This window comes from Methylobacterium sp. WL8, assembly GCF_008040045.1.
Classification (GTDB): Bacteria; Pseudomonadota; Alphaproteobacteria; order Rhizobiales; family Beijerinckiaceae; genus Methylobacterium; species Methylobacterium cerastii.
Genome location: NZ_VRVF01000001.1, coordinates 72,364 through 86,705 on the forward strand (window position 1 = coordinate 72,364; position 14,342 = coordinate 86,705).

19 protein-coding genes and 1 tRNA gene are annotated in these 14,342 nt (G+C 71.1%); 12 read left to right on the forward strand and 8 right to left on the reverse strand.

The window, feature by feature from the left end:
- Window positions 1-22 precede the first annotated feature (22 nt).
- From FV234_RS00370 to FV234_RS00380, 3 genes are read right to left on the reverse strand one after another with little or no spacing between them, the layout of a single operon-like run.
- Window positions 23-739 (reverse strand): LrgB family protein, encoded by a 717-nt coding sequence (locus FV234_RS00370; RefSeq protein ID WP_147761359.1) that lies wholly within the window; start codon window positions 737-739, stop codon window positions 23-25.
- Complete coding sequence (locus FV234_RS00375; RefSeq protein ID WP_147761358.1) at window positions 736-1,134, reverse strand: CidA/LrgA family protein; 399 nt, start codon at window positions 1,132-1,134, stop codon at window positions 736-738. Before FV234_RS00375 ends, FV234_RS00370 begins: the two co-directional genes overlap by 4 nt.
- 13 nt (window positions 1,135-1,147) lie before the next feature.
- Window positions 1,148-1,618 carry a TerB family tellurite resistance protein gene (locus FV234_RS00380; protein WP_147761357.1) on the reverse strand — a complete coding sequence of 157 codons (471 nt, stop codon included), beginning with the start codon at window positions 1,616-1,618 and terminating at the stop codon, window positions 1,148-1,150.
- A 219-nt stretch (window positions 1,619-1,837) separates the two neighbouring features.
- On the opposite strand from FV234_RS00380, the gene FV234_RS00385 reads away from it, so the two are divergent.
- The 7 genes from FV234_RS00385 (at window position 1,838) to FV234_RS00415 (ending at window position 6,803) form a co-directional block, all read left to right on the forward strand.
- Window positions 1,838-1,913 (forward strand) — tRNA-Thr (locus FV234_RS00385).
- Between the two features lie 160 nt (window positions 1,914-2,073).
- Window positions 2,074-2,370 carry a hypothetical protein gene (locus tag FV234_RS00390; protein ID WP_147761356.1) on the forward strand — a complete coding sequence of 99 codons (297 nt, stop codon included), beginning with the start codon at window positions 2,074-2,076 and terminating at the stop codon, window positions 2,368-2,370.
- Between the two features lie 248 nt (window positions 2,371-2,618).
- Window positions 2,619-2,819: a hypothetical protein gene (locus FV234_RS00395; protein ID WP_147761355.1), complete on the forward strand. Its 201-nt coding sequence runs from the start codon at window positions 2,619-2,621 to the stop codon at window positions 2,817-2,819.
- Between the two features lie 265 nt (window positions 2,820-3,084).
- Window positions 3,085-3,351 (forward strand): hypothetical protein, encoded by a 267-nt coding sequence (locus FV234_RS00400; RefSeq protein WP_147761354.1) that lies wholly within the window; start codon window positions 3,085-3,087, stop codon window positions 3,349-3,351.
- Between the two features lie 136 nt (window positions 3,352-3,487).
- On the forward strand, window positions 3,488-4,906 hold the full coding sequence (locus tag FV234_RS00405; RefSeq protein WP_187273540.1) for an FAD-binding oxidoreductase: 1,419 nt from the start codon (window positions 3,488-3,490) through the stop codon (window positions 4,904-4,906).
- Between the two features lie 117 nt (window positions 4,907-5,023).
- A complete protein-coding gene (locus FV234_RS00410) occupies window positions 5,024-6,337 on the forward strand; it encodes an MFS transporter (protein WP_147827780.1) in 1,314 nt (437 codons plus the stop codon).
- A gap of 82 nt (window positions 6,338-6,419) precedes the next feature.
- Window positions 6,420-6,803 carry a VOC family protein gene (locus FV234_RS00415; protein WP_147750085.1) on the forward strand — a complete coding sequence of 128 codons (384 nt, stop codon included), beginning with the start codon at window positions 6,420-6,422 and terminating at the stop codon, window positions 6,801-6,803.
- Between the two features lie 12 nt (window positions 6,804-6,815).
- Here FV234_RS00415 and FV234_RS00420 read toward each other — a convergent pair whose 3' ends face one another.
- The 3 genes from FV234_RS00420 to FV234_RS00430 form a co-directional block, all read right to left on the reverse strand.
- A complete protein-coding gene (locus FV234_RS00420; RefSeq protein WP_147827781.1) occupies window positions 6,816-7,004 on the reverse strand; it encodes a hypothetical protein in 189 nt (62 codons plus the stop codon).
- A gap of 123 nt (window positions 7,005-7,127) precedes the next feature.
- Window positions 7,128-7,526: a nuclear transport factor 2 family protein gene (locus FV234_RS00425; RefSeq protein WP_238270793.1), complete on the reverse strand. Its 399-nt coding sequence runs from the start codon at window positions 7,524-7,526 to the stop codon at window positions 7,128-7,130.
- Window positions 7,527-7,664: 138 nt separating this feature from the next.
- Window positions 7,665-8,240 (reverse strand): L,D-transpeptidase family protein, encoded by a 576-nt coding sequence (locus tag FV234_RS00430; protein WP_147827782.1) that lies wholly within the window; start codon window positions 8,238-8,240, stop codon window positions 7,665-7,667.
- 268 nt (window positions 8,241-8,508) lie between these two features.
- On the opposite strand from FV234_RS00430, the gene FV234_RS00435 reads away from it, so the two are divergent.
- The 3 genes from FV234_RS00435 to FV234_RS00445 all read left to right on the forward strand — a co-directional run bounded on the left by FV234_RS00435 (window position 8,509) and on the right by FV234_RS00445 (window position 10,387).
- On the forward strand, window positions 8,509-9,195 hold the full coding sequence (locus tag FV234_RS00435) for a response regulator transcription factor (RefSeq protein ID WP_147750089.1): 687 nt from the start codon (window positions 8,509-8,511) through the stop codon (window positions 9,193-9,195).
- Window positions 9,196-9,202: 7 nt separating this feature from the next.
- Window positions 9,203-9,781: a methylated-DNA--[protein]-cysteine S-methyltransferase gene (locus FV234_RS00440; protein ID WP_147827783.1), complete on the forward strand. Its 579-nt coding sequence runs from the start codon at window positions 9,203-9,205 to the stop codon at window positions 9,779-9,781.
- Between the two features lie 153 nt (window positions 9,782-9,934).
- Window positions 9,935-10,387 (forward strand): Crp/Fnr family transcriptional regulator, encoded by a 453-nt coding sequence (locus FV234_RS00445; protein ID WP_147827784.1) that lies wholly within the window; start codon window positions 9,935-9,937, stop codon window positions 10,385-10,387.
- 17 nt (window positions 10,388-10,404) lie between these two features.
- On the opposite strand, the gene FV234_RS00450 is transcribed toward FV234_RS00445, so the two are convergent.
- Window positions 10,405-11,307 (reverse strand): alpha/beta hydrolase, encoded by a 903-nt coding sequence (locus tag FV234_RS00450; protein ID WP_147827785.1) that lies wholly within the window; start codon window positions 11,305-11,307, stop codon window positions 10,405-10,407.
- Between the two features lies 1 nt (window position 11,308).
- On the reverse strand, window positions 11,309-12,340 hold the full coding sequence (locus tag FV234_RS00455) for an SDR family oxidoreductase (protein ID WP_147827786.1): 1,032 nt from the start codon (window positions 12,338-12,340) through the stop codon (window positions 11,309-11,311).
- A gap of 217 nt (window positions 12,341-12,557) precedes the next feature.
- Here FV234_RS00455 and dapD point away from each other — a divergent pair, with 217 nt between their 5' ends.
- Window positions 12,558-13,403, forward strand: a complete 846-nt coding sequence (gene dapD / locus FV234_RS00460; protein WP_147750094.1) for a 2,3,4,5-tetrahydropyridine-2,6-dicarboxylate N-succinyltransferase — start codon at window positions 12,558-12,560, stop codon at window positions 13,401-13,403.
- A 20-nt stretch (window positions 13,404-13,423) separates the two neighbouring features.
- Window positions 13,424-14,284, forward strand: a complete 861-nt coding sequence (locus FV234_RS00465) for an alpha/beta fold hydrolase (protein WP_147827787.1) — start codon at window positions 13,424-13,426, stop codon at window positions 14,282-14,284.
- The last annotated feature ends 58 nt before the right edge of the window (window positions 14,285-14,342 follow it).

The following is a 14,342-nucleotide window of genomic DNA, read 5'->3' on the forward strand; positions in this document are numbered from 1 at the left end:
GGCTCGGAAGGCCCGCGAACCGTCAGGACAGGATGCGCAGGGCCAGCGGCACGAAGATCGCGGTGAGGAAAGCGTTCAGACCCATGGCGATGCCGGCGAAGGTGCCGGCGACCTCGCTGACCTGGAACGCCCGCGCGGTGCCGACCCCGTGGGCCGCGAGCCCTACCGCGAAGCCGCGCGCCCGCATGTCCCGGATGCCGAGGGCCTGCATCAGCGGCGTCACCAGGATCGCGCCGGTGATGCCCGTCAGCATCACCAGCACCGCGGTGAGCGTTGGGTCTCCGCCGAGCGCCTCCGAGATGCCCATGGCGACGCCGGAGGTGACGGATTTCGGGCTGAGCGAGACGATCACCGCTTCCGGGATGCCGAGGGCGCGCCCGAGCAGGATCGCGCTTCCCAGGGCGACCGTGCAACCGGAGACCAGCGCCGCCAGCATCGGCAGGAGCGCGCGCATCACCGTGGCGCGGTGCTCATAGAGCGGCATCGCCAGCACCACCGTCGCCGGCCCGAGCAGGAAGTGGACGAATTGCGCGCCGTCGAAATAGGTGGCGTAGGGGGTGCCTGTGAGCGTCAGCACCGTGCTGGTGATCGCGATGGCGATGAGCACCGGGTTTACCACTGGGTGCCGCCCGCTCGCCGCCGAGATCCGGTCGGCCACGAGGTAGGCGACGAGCGTCACCGTCAGCCAAAGCAGCGGCGTGCGCGCGAGGTAGACCCAGACCGCGAACTCGCCGCTCACCGCTCGCTCCCCGTCCGCGCCGTCAACCGCGCGACCCAGAGGAAGACCAGGACGGTGGCGACCAGCGCAGCGGCGGTGGAGACCACCACCACGACGGCAAGGCGCAGGCCCTGCGCCTGGACCACGTCGAGGCGCCCGACGATCCCGGCGCCGGCCGGCACGAACATCAGCGACAGGTTGGAAAGCAGCCCGCGCGCCGTCGTCTCCAGCGTTCCATCGGTGAGCGGCTTCGGCAGGATTTGCGCGAGGCGCAGCGAGCGCCGGTCGCGCAGCACGAGGAAGGCCAGCATCAGCGCCATGCCGAGGACCGGGCCGGGGACGGGCAGGCCGGCGCTGCGAGCGAGGCCTTCGCCCAGCAGCTGCGCCAGCAGGATCAGGGTGAGGCTCGCGATCATCGATCGCCGCCGCTCAGGCCGGATCGAGGGCGATGCCGGGAACACCCTCGCCGCGGGCCCGCGCGATCCCGGCCTCGTCGAAGCCCAGGAGCTTGCCGAGGCGCCAGACCAAGGCCTCCTCGAACTCGTCGATGGTGCCGTCGGCGGCGGCCACCGACCACGCCATCGCCAGGATGCGCCCGCGCTCGCCGGCATCGGCCTCGTGCGGCAGCATCTCGACGAGGCTCGCCACGTCGCGGGTCTCCGAATCGAAGGCGGCGGCGCGTGCGATCAGGGCGTCGGCGGATTCGGCGCTCACGGCGTAGCGCCCGCGCACCAGCCGCGCGAGGCGCTCCGATTCCGCCGGCGCCAGGATGCCGTCGGCCCGCGCCACGTGGACGAGGAGCGCGGTGGCGGCCAGATGGGTGTCGTCGCCCGGCGCCTCGTGCGCGGCGACGCCGAGGGCCTCGGCGGCATAGGCCCGCAGGCGTGCGATCAACGACATGGCGATGTTCCGGCAACCGGCGCGCCCGGTACGACCGGACCCTTCCCGCCACATCCGCGCCCGTCAAGGACGCGCGGGGCCGCTCATGCGCTTCCCCGTCCCGGCGTGTCCCGCCTGCATCGCCGAGCGCGCGCTGCACAGTCTCGCCTTGCCAAGCGGGGACCGGACGGCTATGCACCGTGGCCTCGGCATCCGCCTTCGACGCGGCCGCCGACGGATGCCGCTTTAGCTCAGCTGGTAGAGCACCTCATTCGTAATGAGGGGGTCGGGGGTTCGAATCCCTCAAGCGGCACCACTACTTAGTGCTTTCCTCGTTTCCCTAAGACGATCGCAGGCCGGCGAAGGCTGAGCGAGCTCCACGGAACCGTTCGTCGGATTTCGCTGGAATATTCGAGTCGATGGCGCGACGCACAAGGCGGCGCTAAGGTGCCTGCGCGGCGTACAGGACCCTCGATATGCGAAGCTTCATCCTCGCTCTGGCGATCGCGAGCGCGCCATTCCCCGCGTTCGCGATTTGCAACTGCGCGTGCGTGAATGGCAACGCTGTGGCGCGATGCTCCTCGACGGCGGACAACATCCCGATCTGCCAGGTGCTGTGCCCGCCATCCGTCGCCACGCAGTCTATCTCCGGGCCTTCGGTCGCGCCCCCCGGTGCACCGCAGCGTCGGCCCGACACCGTGATCATCAACCAGCAGAACGACGAGCTGAGATCCCAAGGCATCACGCCAAGAGATGGGCAGCCGCTCCGCTGACCGGCGGACAGTCGGCTGAGGCGGAGCACGCGTTTCGGCGTGACGGAGCGGATGCTGGAGCGCGCGGCGACTGGTTGTTCTCAGGTCTGATCTCGAGTTTCAGAAGGCGCGGCTCCCTTCGGAAACGCACGCGGCGCGGCCGAGGGTCGCTGCGCCGACGATGTCCGGAACGGCGCCCCTGAACGCCGGGTTTGCCACCGACCGAGCGCGGCACGCAGGACGCGCCGCCCGATCGATGGGAAGACACGATGTCCAACAAGCATCTCAAGACCGACGTGCCGACCGATGCCGACCTGAAGGGGAACCCGGGGATCGGGCAGTCGAAGGGCCTGACCGGCCACGACATCGCGGACATCGAGGCGGACTCGACTGTCGAGGGCGACACCGCCAACGAGACCAAGCTCGACGGTGGCATCGATCCGAACCATCGGGGCCGGACGAACAAGTGACCGTGTCGTAGATCGAAGGCTGAGGCGGCTTGCGTCGGATGGCGGCCCGCCTCAGTCCCCGGCCTTCTTCGAACTCGGGCCAAGCGTCGATGCGATGCTCGTCCATCGCCACGGCTTCTGTGCTCTATCATCGGAAAGGTTTTAATCCCGAATGCTGCGTGCGCGTCGGCACGTCGAGACGGAAAGCGGCTCCCCATCTTGGGTTCAGGCAGAGAGAAACGAACCCAAATCCGGGTTTGACCTGCACAGGAGCCACGCCGTCACCATGAAGACCCGTATCGCCGCCTTCGCCGCCGCTGCTATTCTCGGCGTTGCCTCGATCTCGTCCGCGATGGCCTACGAGACCCCTTCCCGCTACACCGGCTATTCGCCCTACGCCGTCGAGACGACGGGTTCGTTCGGCGGATACGGCCCGCGCTTCGACCGCGACCCGGCCAACTGCCGCATGAGCTCGGCGGCCGAGGGCAACGCCAACCAGCAGAACTTCCCGGTGAAGCAGTACGGCCAGACCTCCGGCGGCAACCGCTGCTGATCGGTCGCGCGACACTGAGCGTCAGGTTCGAGCGGCGGGGTGCGAGCCCCGCCGCCTTCGTTTGCGCCTCCGCGGCTTCCCATCCGGCGTCCATGGCGACATGGTCCGCGCAGGTCCGATCCCGCGCGAGCTGCCGATGACCCCGTCCGACCCCGTCGCCGCCTTCCGCACCGCCCTCGGCGAGGGCGGCGTGCTCACCGGCTCCGACACCGCACGCTACACCCGCGACCAGCGCGATTTGATGCAGGGCGAGGCCGACGCCGTCCTGCGGCCGAGATCGGTGGCGGAGGTGCAGGCGCTCGTTTGCCTGGCGAAGGCCGAGGGTTTTGGGCTGGTGCCCCAGGGCGGCAACACCGGCTACGTCGGCGGGGCGACGCCGCAGGCCGGCCGGCGGCAACTGGTGGTGAGCCTGGAGCGGATGGCGCGCATCCGCTCCGTCGACCCGCTCGACTTCACGCTAACCTGCGATGCCGGCGCGATCCTCGCCGACGCGCAGGCTGCGGCGGCCGCGCACGACCTGCTGCTGCCGCTGAGCCTCGGCGCGGAGGGAAGCTGCCGCCTCGGCGGCAACCTCGGCACCAATGCCGGCGGCCTGCAGGTTCTGCGCTACGGCATGACCCGCGACCTCGTCCTCGGCCTGGAGGCGGTGCTGCCGGACGGCTCGTTATTTTCCGACATGAAGCGTTTGCGCAAGAACAACATCGGCTACGACCTCAAGCAGCTCTTCGTCGGCGCCGAAGGCACGCTCGGCATCGTCACCGGCGTGGTGCTGAAGCTGTGGCCGGCGCAAAACCACCGCGCCACCGCATGGCTGCAGCTCGCCGCCGACGCGCCGATCCCCGAGATCGCCGCGTTCCTCCGTCGCGAGACCTCGGACCTGGTCACGACCTTCGAGCTGATCTCGGCCTCCTCGCTCGCGCTGGTCGCCGAGATGCGCGGCGCCCCGACCGGGTTCGCCACCGGGGAGGGCGGAGCGGTGCTGCTCGAGCTCTCGTCCTCGTCTCGGCACATCCGCCTTGACGACGTGCTGATGGCCGCCCTCGAATCGCTGATGGAGCGGGGGTGGATCACCGATGCGGCGTTGGCGAGCTCCGAGGCGCAGCGCCGGGCGATGTGGGCCGTGCGCGAGACCATCCCTGAGGGCGAGAAGCACGCAGGCGGCTCGGTGAAGCTCGACATCGCCGTGCCGCTCTCGCAGCTCGGCGTCTTCCTGGTCCGGGCCGGCGCCGTGCTGGCGGAACGGATGCCGGGCGTGCGCCTGTCGTTCTACGGCCATGTCGGCGACGGCAACGTGCACTACAACCTGATGGTGCCGGCGGGCGAGGACCGGCTCGCCTTCACCCGCCGGGTCGAGGACGGCATCGCCCACGAGATCTACGCGGTGGCGATCGACCTCGGCGGCAGCTTCAGCGCCGAGTACGGAATCGGCCGCTTCAAGCGCGACCTGCTCCATCGCTACGCCGACCCGACCCGTCTGACCTTGATCGAGACGATCAAGCACGGCCTCGATCCGGACGGGCTGATGAACGCCGGGGCGATGACCGAGCGGCCTTGATGCCGGCCGCCGCCTTTCCACGACTCGCGCCTCTCATCGAGTCCACGCTTGGCGCCCGAAGAAAATACATGCATATGCCTGTTTCGGGTGAGGCGCACCGATTCGCGCGAGGGTGATATGATCGTGGCCAGTCCGTCCCATGCCCTGTCGGGATCGCTCGCCTGCGTTCTGGCGCGCCGCGGGGTGCATTACGGCTGGGTCTCGGCCGCGGTCACCTTCCTGACCATGCTGGTGACGGCCGGCGCGGTCGGCGCCCCCGGGGTGCTGATCCTGCCGTTGCAACGGGAATTCGGCTGGGACACGGCCTCGATCTCGTCGGCGCTGGCGATCCGCCTCGTGCTGTTCGGCTTGATGGGCCCGTTCGCTGCCGCCCTGATGAACCGCTACGGCCCGCGTCGGATCGTGCTCTTGGCGCTGGCGCTGATCGCCTCCGGCCTGCTGGCCTCGCTCGCCATGACCCAGCTCTGGCAGCTGATCCTGCTCTGGGGCGTCGTCGTCGGCGTCGGCACCGGGCTCACCGCGCTGGTGCTCGGGGCGACGGTGGCGACGCGCTGGTTCTCGCACCGCCGCGGCCTCGTCGTCGGCCTGCTCACCGCGAGCTCGGCCACGGGACAGCTGATCGTTCTGCCGGTCCTCGCGGCGCTCACCGAGGCGATGGGCTGGCGTGCGGCCCTGCTCACGATCTGCGGCCTGCTCGGGCTGGCGGCGACCTTCGTGTTCCTGCTTCTGCGCGACCGACCGGAAGATGTCGGCCTGCTGCCCTATGGCGAGACCACCGCGAACGCCGCCCCGACGCGCGGGCTGGCCGTGGGCGCCATCGCAGCCCTGCGCGGGGCGGCGCGGACAAAGGTGTTCTGGGTGCTGTTCATCACCTTCTTCATCTGCGGCGCGAGCACCAACGGGCTGATCCAGACCCACTTCATCCCGCTCTGTGCCGACTATGGGCTGCGCCCGGTCCAGGCGGCGAGCGTGCTCGCCGGCATGGGCGTTTTCGATTTCGTCGGCACCGTCGCCTCGGGCTGGCTGTCGGACCGCTACGACAACCGCTGGCTGCTGTTCTGGTACTACGGCCTTCGCGGGCTCTCGCTGCTGTGCCTGCCGTTCTCGGACTTCTCGTTCACCGGGCTGTCCCTCTTCGCGGTGCTCTACGGCCTCGACTGGATCGCCACAGTGCCGCCGACCGTGAAGCTCGCCGCGCAGCGGTTCGGGCGCGAGCGCGCCAACGTGGTCTTCGGCTGGGTCTTCGCCGGGCACCAGCTCGGCGCGGCGACGGCGGCCTTCGGCGCCGGCCTGTCGCGCACGGAGCTGCAGAGCTACCTCCCGGCCTTCTTCGCCGCCGGCGCGCTCTGCCTCGTCGCCTCGGCGCTGATCCTCACCCTGAGCCCGCCGCGGCGGGAGGGCGTGCCGGGCGCGTTGCCCGCCGCCGGCTGAAGCCTCATACCGGCCTCCGCGCCGCCGCGACCGGGCATCGACCCCCGTCGCCGCTGCGGCCCACAATGGAGGACGCAGCACGGTGTTCAGCCACATCACGATCGGCAGCAACGACCTCGCCCGGACGAAGGCGTTCTACGACGCGCTCTTCGCCGCGACCGGCGGAGAGCCCGGCTTCGAGGATGCGAAGAGACGCCTGATCTACGCGCACCGCGGCGGCCGACTGATCGTCACCAAGCCGGTCGACGGGAAGGCCGCGACCGGCGCCAACGGCGGCACCATCGGGTTCACGATGGAAAGCCCGGACGAGGCCAAGGCTTGGCACGACGCCGGCGTCGCGAACGGCGGCACGTCGGTCGAAGACCCGCCGGGCGAGCGCACGGGGTCCGCCGGCAGGATGTACCTCGCGTACCTGCGCGATCCGGACGGCAACAAGCTCTGCGCGTTCTACCGTTTCCCGGGCTGACGCGGCCGGCGGCTACACCGTCCGGTCGACGAGCCGTCCCTGGCCGGCGGGTGCCGGCGGCGAGGCGGACGCCGCCGTCTCCGCGACCAGGGCGGCGACCGCCTTCTGCGCGTCGACCTGCTGACGCGCGACCGCGGTGCCGATCGACTGAGACAGGGCGCCGCCCTGCATCTGGACGGCTTGGGCAACGAGGCTGGTCATGCCCCATCCTTGCCCCGCGACGATGAAGGACGGGTTACGCGGGTGCTGCGAGGTTCGTCGCGGTCTTCGGCAGGGGGCCGGCTTCGGCCCAACGTCTGCTTCGCGAGCCGAAGCCGGTAACGCCTAGGTCTTCTGCGGGTCCAGCATGACCCACAGTCGCTCGATCCGGCCGTCGACGACGTCCGCCACGTCCGAGCCGGTGACGACGACGGGTCCGCCGCTGGGGCCGGCACGCCAGCGCAGGACGCCGAAACCGTGATGCCCGACCGCGGCGCCGTCGGGCACGAAGCGGAAGTCCGGCCCGAACTGTTCGAGAAGCTTGCCGGCGACCTCGGAGATCGCCGCACGACCCCTGACGACGTTCGCGGGCTCGTACATGACGGGGTCGGCGCCATAGAGCTCGTCCAGAGCACGCGCACGCATGCTGCCGTTACGTTCGTTGAACACCCGTTCCAGGTTCGCGCGGAGCAGGCGGTCGTAGTCCGGCACATCCGTCGTCGCGGGCGTGATTGCGTCCGGCACGGTGCATCCTTTCGCGGTAGTGATGTCACACGCGAGCGTATCGGCCGGGATGGCGGGTGAGAAGGTGCGGGCGGGTGGAGATCCGCCCATCGCAGACACGACGATTCGCTGTCTCGTCTGGAACCGTCCCCCGCCAGGTCACCCGATCACGATCCGCGTCCGCGGCCCCAGCCGCCGCAGCAGCCGCAACAGGTCCGCGCGCTTCAGCGCGACGCAGCCCTCCGTCGGCGTGTAGCCCGGGCGGGCGACGTGCAGGAAGATCGCGGAGCCGCGGCCGGGGCGGATCGGGCCCCGGTTGTGGTCGAGGTCGATCACCACGTCGTAGAGGCCGTCGTCGCGCCACATCCGCTCCGCGCTCACGCCGGGCGCGGGGAGGGCGATCGGGCGGTTGTAGCGCCGGTCGCGGACGTCGTCGCACCAGCCGTCGCCGGGGGCGGTCCGGCGCAAGGGTAGGGCGGTGACGGGGCGGGCGAGGTTGTCCGGCCTGTAGCTACCGCCGCGCAGGCGAAACCGGCCGCGCGGCGAGCCGCCGTCGCCCTCGCGCTTCACCTGCACGATACCGCCGGCGCCGAGCGCGCAGGGGATGATCGCGGCGCCCGCCTGCAGCAGGCCCTTGCGCCGGTCGCCGACCCGCGGATGCACCTTGAGCGTCGCCAAGGTTCGTGCCGTGCCGGAATCGCGGTGGCGTTCATGAGGACGGGGACGCTTCGTCATGATGCTGGGTGAACCGGAGGTGCGGGCGGCTGGAGGGCGGGAACGTGGCGTCCCTGCGCAGTGAAGCGTGGCGGCGGCGGGTTGGCTGTCACGAAAAGGGTCGTATAATTGTGCACAAGCCAATTCCCCGCCGCGAAAAGCACGTTATTCTAAGGCGTCTACCCGGGTCGAAGAACCCTCGGGTCCTTTGGGAGCGAGATCGTCCGAGCACCGGAACTCCGGGGCGCGATCCGTTCCGGTCGTGCCCAGTCGAAGAGTTCCACGGACGATGTCCAACGCCTACCGCCTCCTCATCTGCGACGACGACGCGATCCTGCGCGAGACCCTGACCGAACAGCTCGACCTCTGCGAGGAGTTCACGGTGGTCGCCGAGATCGATGCGGGCCGCGCCATCGCCCGCGTCGCCTCCGACCGGATCGACCTCGCGGTGATGGATGTCGGCCTGCCCGACATGGACGGCCGAGAGGCCGTCCGCCTGATGCGCAAGAACGGCTTCAAGGGCCCAGTCATCATGCTGACCGCCCAGGATTCCGAGGCCGACACCGTCGAGGGCCTCGAGGCGGGGGCCAACGACTACGTCACCAAGCCGTTCAAGTTCGCGATCCTGCTCGCCCGCATCCGCGCGCACCTGCGCAGCCACGAGGCCTCCGAGGACGCGGTCTTCCAGATCGGTCCCTACACCTTCAAGCCGGGGGCGAAGCTCCTGGTCGGCGAGCGCGGCTCGAAGCTGAAGCTCACCGAGAAGGAGACCGCGATCCTGCGCTTCCTCTACCGCGCCGGGCGCGAGGTGGTCGGCCGCGACACGCTGCTCGCCGAGGTCTGGGGCTACAACGCCCAGGTCACGACCCACACGCTGGAAACCCACATCTACCGGCTGCGGCAGAAGATCGAGCCGAATCCCGGGCTCGCCGCGATCCTCGTCACCGAGGGCGGCGGCTACAAGCTGCTGCCGTGATCCCGGCATGAGCGCCACCCCGTTCGCCCTGCTCCGCGAGACCCTGGCAAGCCCGATCGGGACGCTCGTGCTCCTGACCGATGCCGACGGGCGCCTGCGCGTCGCCGACTTCGACGAGGACCAGGACCGGATGGAGGCGCTTCTCGACCGCGCCTACGGACGCGGCGGCAGGTCGGTCTCCGCATCCCGGCATCTCAGCCGGGCACTCCGCGCATTGACGCGCTACTTCGACGGCGACCTCACGGCGGTCGACGAGGTCGAGACTGCAACGGGCGGCACAGTGCTTCAGCGCGCGGTCTGGGCGGCCCTGCGGACCGTGCCCGCCGGCACCACCGAGAGCTACGGCGCGCTTGCGGCGCGGATCGGCCATCCCCGCGCGGTGCGCCCTGTCGGCGCGGCCAACGGCGCGAACCCGATCTGCATCGTGGTGCCGTGCCACCGCGTCGTCGGTGCGAACGGCACGCTCACCGGCTACGGCGGCGGATTGGACCGCAAGCGCTGGCTCCTCGACCACGAGGCGCGCCATGCCGGCGTCGGCGACAGAAAACCGCCCACCGACTTGTTCGGGGCGGCCCTGCTCCGCTGACCCGGCACCCGGCCGCATCCGCTCGCCCGTGACGACCGGATCACGGACGAATCCAACCCGCTGCGTGGTCGCATTTACTTCATGGGCGCCGGTACCCACCCGGCTCCAAAATGCTCTAAGCATCGTCGATCGGACGCAAAGGATCTCTGCGGGTTGGGCATCGAAGACGACATCGCGATCCTCGCCGCCGCGCCGGTCTTCGAAGCGTTCGGGCGCGACGCCCTGCGCCTGCTCACCTTCGCCGCCGAGCGCCGATCGCTGGAACCGCGAGAGACTCTGTTCAGCCGCGGCGATCCGGCCGATGGCGGCTTCGTCGTCTTGTCCGGCACGATCGCCCTCGCGCCCCGTGTCGCCGGCGGCGACACGGTGCTGGCCGGCCGTTCGGCGCTGATCGGGCGCCTCGCGTTGTTCGTCCGCGGCGAACGCCCGGGCGACGCCGCCGCGCAAGGTGCGGCCGAGGTCACGCGCATCACCCCGACCCTGATGCGCCGCGTGCTGGAGGAGTTTCCCGATGCCGCCGCCGTGATCCACGACGCGCTGGCCGACGACCTGTCCGCGCTGAACCAGGATTTCGCGCGCGTGCGCGCCATGCTCGACGCGGATTGATCGGGCTCGACGCCTGGTCAGGTTTGCGGAAGCAATGCGCGGGCTGCCTCGACCACGGCGTCGCCGCGGATGTGATGAAGCATGTGGCCGATTCCCGCGAGGCGCTCGAAGCGCGCGCCCGGGATCATGCGGGCGGCCAGGGCACCGTGCATCATCGGGTTGACCACGATGTCGGCGTCGCCCGCCAGAATCCGAACCGGCACCCGGCAGGTGGCGTAGGCAGCCGCACTCCGGCTCAGCGCCGCCCAGAGCGAGAGCGCGTCCTCGGCCTCGGCGACGATCTGGCCCGGGCGCCCGGCGAAGCCGAACGGGAACGCTTCGGCGAAGGCGCGCGGCATGGTCTGGGGCAGGAACATCGCGTTCCACAGCAACGGCAGCAGCGTCGGGTCGGCGGAGGCGCCGAGCGCGTCCGACAGCATCGGCCCCGAGACGGGCGCGGCGCGCGGGCCGAACAGCACCTGCTCGAGGCGGAGTTCCGGGAAGCAGACCGGGGCGAGCGCCACGATGCCCGCGACGGAATCCGGGTAGAGCATCCCGTAGGCGAGGGCGACGGCGCCGCCGTAGGAATGCCCGAGGATGACCGGGCGATGCAGCCCCAACGCCTGCACGGCTGCGTGGATCAGCTCGGCCTGTCGCCAGGGCGACGCGTCGGCGCCGCGCACGCGGGCGCTGTCGCCATGCCCCGGCCGGTCGACGGCGACGACCCGGAAATGCCGGGCCAGCGCCGGCACCGGGCCGAACCACATGTCCTCCAGCGTCATCAGCGTGCCGTGGATCGCGACGAGGTCCGGCCCGGTCCCTGTCTCGGCGTAGGCGATGGTGCGCCCGCCCGGCAGGTCGACGACCTTGCGCCGGACGATCCGCTCGGTCACCGCGGCGGGACCGGGCGGCCCGGAGGCGTCGAGCAACAAAGCCGCCATCTCAGGCCGAGCGCCCGCGTCCGCGCGAAGAGCCCGGCTTTCCGGTGCCGACGCCCGCGAGGGTCAGGGCTGCAAGGCCGAGGCCGATCAGCCCCGCCGTGGCGGCGACGGGGTGCAAGGTCGCGCGGGTGTAGGCGCTGGTGCGCATCACGTAGCCCGGCTGCGTGCCCCGGACCTCGCCCGCGTCCTTCGGCGCGTGCAGCGCGCCGGCCGGGTCGCGCGGGTCCTCGCCGCGCTTCTGCATGGCGATGATCGCGGGGGCCAAGAGATCGTAGGCGCCCGGCGCGAACTCCTTGCCGGCCACCATCAGCTTGCCGCCGCCGCCGACGACGATGTCGCGCTGCGGATGCACGGCGGCATGCAGGATGGCGTTCGCCACCTCCTCGGGCGGGTAGATCGGAGGCGGCAGCATCGGCTCCCGGTCCATGTAGTTGCGCGCCCGCTGCGGCAGCGGCGTATCGATCGAGGTCGGCTTGACCAGCGTCACCGAGACCGGCGCATCCTCGGCCAGCAGCTCCATCCGCAGGGCGTCGGTGAAACCCTTCACCGCGTGCTTGCTCGCCACGTACATGCCCTGGAAAGGGAAGGCGAGGTCGGAGGCGACGCTGCCGAGGTTGATCAGCGCACCGCCGCGCCGGCGCAGGTGCTCGACCGCGACGAGCGAGCCGAACACCGTGCCCCAGAGGTTGGTCTGGATCAGGCGCGCGTTGTCCGCGTCCGAGACCTCGCGCAGCGGACCGTAGATGGTGAGGCCGGCGACGTTGACCCAGGTGTCGAAACCGCCGAACGCGGCGATCGCCCGGTCGGCCACGGCCTGGACATCGGCGCGGTCGCCGACATCGCAGGGGACGGCCAAGGCGCGGCCGCCGGCCGCCTCGATTTCCGCCTGCACCGTCGCCAGCACGTCTGCGCTGCGGGCGGCGAGCACGACGGTCGCCCCGCGCTCCGCGGCCATCCGGGCGGTCGCGAGCCCGATGCCGCTCGACGCGCCGGTGATGACGACGACCTGGTCGCGCAATGCCTTGTGTTTCATGGCCCTGTTTCCCGCCAACGCTCCGCGCACCGGTCGGCGCGGCGCCGCAATGTCCGGGACCTACCCACGAGGCGCCGAGATGTTGCCGGAGCGCGGCCCGATTCCGTCCGCGTCGGTTGCACGCAGGTGCGCGATCGCTCCGTCGGCGCCCTCAGGTGACAGAGCGGACGGCCGCTTGTAAGCACGGGCGTTCGCTGAAAATCTGCCCGGAAGCCCCATGTCGCACGCTGCCCTCGCCCAGACCATCGAAGCCGCCTGGGAGGACCGCGCCGGCGTCGACACGAACACGCGCGGCGCCGTTCGCGAAGCCGTCGAGGCGGCGCTGGCGCTGCTCGACTCCGGTGAGGCCCGGGTCGCCGAGAAGAGCGGCAACCAGGATTGGGTGGTCAACCAGTGGCTGAAGAAGGCGGTGCTGCTCTCCTTCCGCCTCAACGACATGGCGCCGATCTCCGGCGGCCCCGGCGCGGCGCCGTGGTGGGACAAGGTGCCCTCGAAGTTCGAGGGTTGGAGCGAGGCCGAGTTCCGGGCCGCCGGCTTCCGCGCCGTGCCCGGCTGCTTCGTGCGCCGCGGCTCCTACATCGCCCCCGGCGCAGTGCTGATGCCCTCGTTCATCAACCTCGGTGCGCGGGTCGGCAAGGGCACCATGGTCGACACCTGGGTGACGATCGGCTCGTGCGCCCAGGTCGGCGACAACTGCCACATCTCGGGCGGCGCCGGCATCGCCGGCGTGCTCGAGCCGCTGCAGGCCAACCCGGTGATCATCGAGGACAACTGCTTCATCGGCGCCCGCGCCGAGGTCGCCGAGGGCGTGATCGTCGGCGAGGGCAGCGTGCTCTCGATGGGCGTCTACATCGGCGCCTCGACCCGCATCGTCGATCGCACCACCGGCGAGGTCTTCTACGGCCGCGTGCCGCCCTATTCGGTGGTCGTCTCCGGGACGATGCCCGGCAAGCCGCTGCCGGACGGCTCGCCCGGCCCGGGCCTGTACTGCGCCGTCATCGTCAAGCGCGTCGACGCCGGCACCCGCTCCAAGACCGCGATCAACGAACTGCTGCGCACCTGATCCGGGCAGGGCACGACCCGATGCACGGGACCCTGACCCTCGACCTCATGGTGGCCGGCCACGCCGTGCCGACCCCCTGCGAACGGGTCGGGTCCGGCGCCGACGTGCTGCTGCTGCCGGCGCTCTCGACGATCGCGTCGCGGGCCGAGATGGCCGGGCTCGCCGCGCGTCTCGCCGCGGACCATCGCTGCCTGATCCCGGATTGGCCCGGCTTCGGCGCGCATCCGCGGGCACGGCTGCCGCTGAACCCGGCGACGTTCCACGCCTACCTCGACGCCCTGCTGGCCGCGGCCCCCGGCCCCTACGCGATCGGGGTCGGCGCGGGGCACGCGGCGGCCTACCTCGTCGCCGCCGCGCGACGGCATCCGAAGGCGTTCGCGCGGCTGGTGCTGGTGGCCCCGACATGGCGCGGCCCGCTTCCCACCGTGATGGGGCCGGAGCGACAGGGCCTGTTCACCGCGATCCGCCGCGCCGTCGAGGCGCCACTCCTGGGCGACGCCCTCTACGGCCTCAATATCCGCCCGAAGGTGATCGGCCGGATGATGCGCGCCCACGTCTACGGCGACGCCGCGCATGTCACCGATTCGCTGATCGCGGAGAAGACCGCGATCACCCGGCAGCGGGGCGCGCGCTTCGGCACGGCGGCCTTCGTCACCGGCGGGCTCGATCCGGTGCCGACGCGCGACGCGTTCCTCGGCCTGTTCGGCGACGGCCTGCCGCCGGTCCGGGTGCTGCGCCCGAGCCGCGCCCCGCGCCGGTCCGCTGCCGAGATGGACGCGCTCGTCGCCTCCGGCCGCGTCGAGGGCCGACCGGTGCCGGGTGCCCTGAGCCCGCACGAGGAATACCCGGACGAAATCGCCGAGGCGATCCGCGCAGCCTGAGTCCCCCTCTCCCCGCAGGTCGGGAGAGGGGATGCGCGCTCAACAATCGTCCAGGGCG